Raw genomic sequence first — 4,917 nt, 5'->3', positions numbered from 1 at the left:
CGGCCGGTTCGGGCGCCGGCGCGGCCGGAGCCCGGGGCGCTGGCCGGTCGGGGGTGCCGTGCCGCGGGGCGGTGGCGCGGCCGCCGGGGTACCCGCCGCTGGGCGCCCCGGTCTGCGGGGCGCTCTCCGGGCGGGCGGCCGGCCCGGTGCGGTGGTCGACCGCCTGTTCCAGCGCGGTGGCATTGCGGCGCTCCAGGGTGCCCATGACCGGGTTGACATCGTGGCGCTGGTCGCCGGCCCAGTCCTCTGCGGATTCGCGGGGCAGCAGATGCACGAGGAGGAAGGTCTCGCCCGACTCCGGGGCCAGCATTACGCCGGTCCACGAGTCGCTGATACGGAATGTGCGAATCCGCGGGTCCTGCCCGTGGGCCAATGGGCGGATACGCAGGTCGGGATGGGCCAGCAGGGCGTTGAGCGAGAGTTCGCGGAATTTGCGCGTAGCCGCGAGCAGGCGCTCGCGCGTAGCCTTGTCGAGCTTGTCGTACTGCGGAAGACACGTCGCGTCGATCGCCAACTGCGGCATGGGCCTCCTTTTCGCGGCAGCGCGTCGGGGCGGCGAAAACCGCGCCCTCATTGCCATTCCCTCTGTTGTTGTATCTGAAGCTTGTGACATTACAGCCGCATTTGGCCGATTTTTTGGGTTTCGCCGATCCGGTCGGCCGGAGAATCGGCCGCCACCGTGCGCACCGCCGTGCCCGCGCACGTCCGCGGCCCCGGCCGGTGCACTGCGCCCCCGCGCACGCGGCTCCGCCCGCGCGCAACCCCGCGGATACCGTGCCCTCGTGCCCGCACGGCCCGGTCCCACTCCTGCGCAGCACCGCCCCGTGCCCGCGAACCCGCCCACGGCCCCGAATCCGTTGGGCGCGGCGCGGTACCGTGTTGGGTCCGGAGGCCTCCGGCCGATCGAGGCGCCGGTCGAGTGGGTGTATCTGGCAGAACTGCAGAGGTGAGCGAGCGGATGTCGCCGGAGAAGTCGAGCCAGTCGCACGGATCGGCTCGCAGATCGCTGCTGCGCTCTGCCACCGGGCTGATCGCACCCGTCATCTTCATCTCCGGTGCGCTGTTCCTGCAGATGGCCCCCGACCTGCTGGACGACTTCCCCCGCTCGGTCGTGTGGACCCTTTCGGCCATCGGCGCCATCTCCACCGCCGCGGTCACCGTCTTCCTGGAGCCGTGGCTGAGCGGCCGCCGCATGCGCAGCCGCCTGCGGAGCGCACCCGACGACCAGCCCCAGGTCGAGCTTCCGCCCTACAGCGAGGGCTTCACCGGCCATACGAGCCTGATGAACCGGCTGCGCCGCCGCTTCCGCAGTTTTCCGCGCGCCGGCATGCGCCGTTTCCTCAATCTTCCCGCCCTCTTCAGCGGCGGCGCCGGCCGGCGCTCGCCACTGGTGATCGTGGTCAACGGCGCTCCAGGTGCCGGTAAGACCCAGGTGGTCACCCAGATCGCGCACGAGGTCCTGGACCGCTTCCCCGATGGTGTGCGGTGGGTCGAGTTGGCGGGCGAACGCGAACCCGACGACACCGAGCCCGAGCCCGCCGATGCCGGGCCCGGCCGCCTGGGCCGCGGCCTGGGACTGCGGGTGCGGCGCATCTTCGACCGCAGTGCGCGCCCCGATCCCGCAAGCGCACCCGGCGACGTCCCCGAACCCGTCCTGCCCCAGCGCGAACCGCGCTCGCCCGAGAAAGTGCTGGAAGCGCTGGTCCACTCGATGCAGGGCCGCATCCCTTCCGGCGCCACCGCCGCCGAACTCTCCACCACCTGGCGGTCGCTGACCAACCGCAAACGCATGCTCATGGTCCTTGACAACGCCAAAGACGCCGCCCAGGTCGAGTCCCTGCTGCCCAACGGTCCGCGCTGCGCCGTACTGATCACTTCGCGGCGCACGTTCAGCGACGCCACCTTCGAGTACGAGGGCTACGCACTGGGCGAACTCAACCAGAACGAAGGAACGGAACTCCTCGACCGCCTCGCGCCGCCCGACCGCCGCGGCAGCCCCGCCGAACGCGACCGCAACCGGCGGGACCGCGCCGAGATCGTGCGGCGCTGCTACGGGCTGCCGCTGGCCATCCGGCTGTGCGGCGGCAGGTTGACCGAACGCTCCGACCCCAGTCCGCGCGAGGTCCTGGCCGAACTCGACGACATCGTCCGCAGCCCCCTGCTGCGCGGCCCCAACGGCTTCGCGGCCTCCTTCGCGTTCAGCCTCCAGCTCTGCGAGCCCCGCGAACGGCTGCTGCTCAAACGCATCGCAGACTCCGACCTGCGCAAGTTCAGCGACTGGTCGGCCGCGGTACTGCTGGACGTGCCCCGCGAGACCGCCCGCGACCTCATCGAAGAACTCGTCCGCCGATTCCTCGTGCTGCCCACCGAGCGCAACGAGACCGGCGAACACACCTTCCGCATCCACGACCTGGTGCGCGACACCCTGCGGCTGCTCGACCCGCGGGAACTCGTCCTCACCAGGTGGGAACTCGACAACTGGGACGAAGACGATAACCGCGCAGCCGCCCAGCGGCTGGTGTCGGCCTACACGTGGCTGGTGGAACAGGCCGCCGCCGAGGTCACCCGCACCCACGACCCCGCTGTGCTGAGCACGCGCACCGACCTCACCCCTCCTTCCGAGCTGGGCCTGGTACCCGCCGGGCGCCCGCGCCAGTGGCTCACCCAGGAGCGCGAGTCGCTGCTGATGTGCCTGCGGCTGGCCGAAGACCACGACCTCCCCGAACTCGGCTGGCGGCTGGCCCACGCCTTTGCCGCGCTATGCCAGGTGTGGCGGGTCTTCTGGGCCGACTGGGAACAGGCCACCCTCGCCGAACTCCGCACGGCCTACGGGCTGGGCGACCGCCTCGCAGGCGGCCTCGCCCGCCTCGACCGGGCCGAGATCTCCGGGAAGATGGGCGACTACGCGGCCGGCGTCGAAGACGCCCGGACCGCCCAACGGGTCTTCGACCAGACCGGAAGCCCCGATCCGCACTGGCGGGCGCGCGCCTGGCGCTCCCTCGGGGTGAACCTGCAGCGCCGCGGCCACCTCGACGGCGGCGCCGATGCGCTCAACGAGGCCGACCGGATCTTCGCGGCCGAAGGCGACCACTGGTGGCGGGCCCGCGTCCTGCGCGACCTCGCCCACGTGCACACCCAGCGCGGCCGGCGCAAGAGGGACGCGTTCACGCCGCGCCGCCAGGCTGAGGGCGACCAGCATCGCCGCGCCCAGGCGCTGCTGCGCATGGCCTGCATCATCTTCCGCGACGAAGGCGACTGGGAGGAGTACAGCAACGCGCGCATCGCGCTCGCCGAGGTCCTGGCGGCGCGCGGGCGCGAGCTCAACGCGTGGCTCATACTCGACGAAGTGCGCACCTCCTTCGCCCGCGCCGAAGAACGCTGGTACGCCGCCCGCTGCCAGCGCGTCATGGCCGAACTCGACACCCAGCGCCTCGACCTCCAGTACGAGGCCTGCGACCTCGCGCTCAACCCCGCCCGGGGCGAGGAACGCCGCGACATCGTCGAGGGCCACGTCGCCCGCGAAAGCCGCCGCCTCAAACCCGACTCGACCTATGAGCACCGGCGGATCGGCGCCCGCTTCGCCGACGACCTGCGGGAGCCCGCACAGCGCTACCTGGGCGGGTACTTTGCCGCGCAGGAACGGTGGTTCGCCCAATTGCCCCGTGCCGGGCGCGACGGGCTGCGCCATGTGGCACAGCAACGCCAGCGCTGGTCGGTGCCGCAGCGCATCGAGATGCTCGACGAGGCCATCGCCACGCTGCGCGGGATGGGCGACGTGTGGGGCACGCACCGCACCCGGTTGGCGCTGGGGCGGGTGCGGCTGCGCGCGGGCGGCGATGTCGACGAGGCCGCGGCCGTCATGCGCGAGGCCGCCGAGGGCTTCCGCGACCTCGGCGACCAGCTGTGGCACGCCCGTGCCCACCGCGCGGCGGCCGAGGTGCTCTCGGCCTGCGGTTACCCCCGCTACGCCGTGACCGATGCCGAACGCGCCTACGAAGGTTTCCAGCGGCTCGGCGACCGCGTGGGCCGCATCGGGGCGCAGGAACTCTTCGGCCGGCTGCTCGAAGAGACCGGCAACACCGACGACGCAGTGCACCACCTCACCGCGGCTCGCGAGACCGCCCGTGAGGAAGGCCTCGAATGGCGCGGCCGCGATGCCCACCACCGCCTCAACCGCATCTTCGGCGGCCGCGCCGGTTCCGGTTCGGAGCGGGCGAAACAGCAGGTGCCGGGCGTCCCGCCGCAGGCGGCACCCCCGGCGCCGGGGGCCGATACAGGATCGGGCGCCGACCCCCACCGCCAAGGCCGCGATCCGGGGCGGGCAACAGCGGACGGCGAATCCGCGGACGGCCAATCCGCGGCCACCGGCGGCGCCGAGCCTCCGGGCGGGTACCGGCTCCCGGGCCCGCGCCGGGCCGACTCCCCGCACGAACACCGGCGTCCGGCCGAGCCGGGCGCTCCGCAACGCCAGGTAGGCCCCGAACCGGCACATCCGGTAAGCCCGCACGAGCCGGAGGGATCGAACAGCACGGCGCCGGACGCCTCGGCCTCGGGCGGCACGGGCGACACAAGCGGTTCCGCGGCACCGGACCCCGCCCGTACCGGTATGGCCCGACCGGACACCTTGAGCGGTTCGCACGGCTTGAGCGGTCCGCGGGCGGGCGCCGCCGCCGACACCGCCTCCGGCCGCGGGAACAATCCGGCCGCCGACCACCCGAGCACCGACTCCACCACCGGCGACGACCCCGCCGACCCCGTCGAATAGCCGGTCGATGCCGCTGGTTGCCGTGTTTCCATTTCCCCTTCCCGCACCCCCGTCCGGCACTGCCACCGGCGGCGCCTGGAGGGCGAACATGCCCTAGATCGTTGATGGGAGTTGTTGTGTGTACCGGTCAGTGGTCGTAGGCGATCAGTGAC

1 protein-coding gene and 1 pseudogene are annotated in these 4,917 nt (G+C 72.6%); one reads left to right on the top strand and one right to left on the bottom strand.

The window, feature by feature from the left end:
- Positions 1-523, bottom strand: a pseudogene (locus tag ACYVD5_RS17635) (DNA helicase); the annotation flags it as partial.
- A gap of 423 nt (positions 524-946) precedes the next feature.
- Here ACYVD5_RS17635 and ACYVD5_RS17630 point away from each other — a divergent pair.
- Complete coding sequence (locus ACYVD5_RS17630) at positions 947-4,765, top strand: NB-ARC domain-containing protein (RefSeq protein WP_461002160.1); 3,819 nt, start codon at positions 947-949, stop codon at positions 4,763-4,765.
- Positions 4,766-4,917 lie beyond the last annotated feature (152 nt).

This window comes from Streptomonospora sediminis (genome assembly GCF_054778995.1).
The sequence above is the reverse complement of the archived record's forward strand: the minus strand, read 5'-3'. Positions and strand labels throughout refer to the sequence as shown.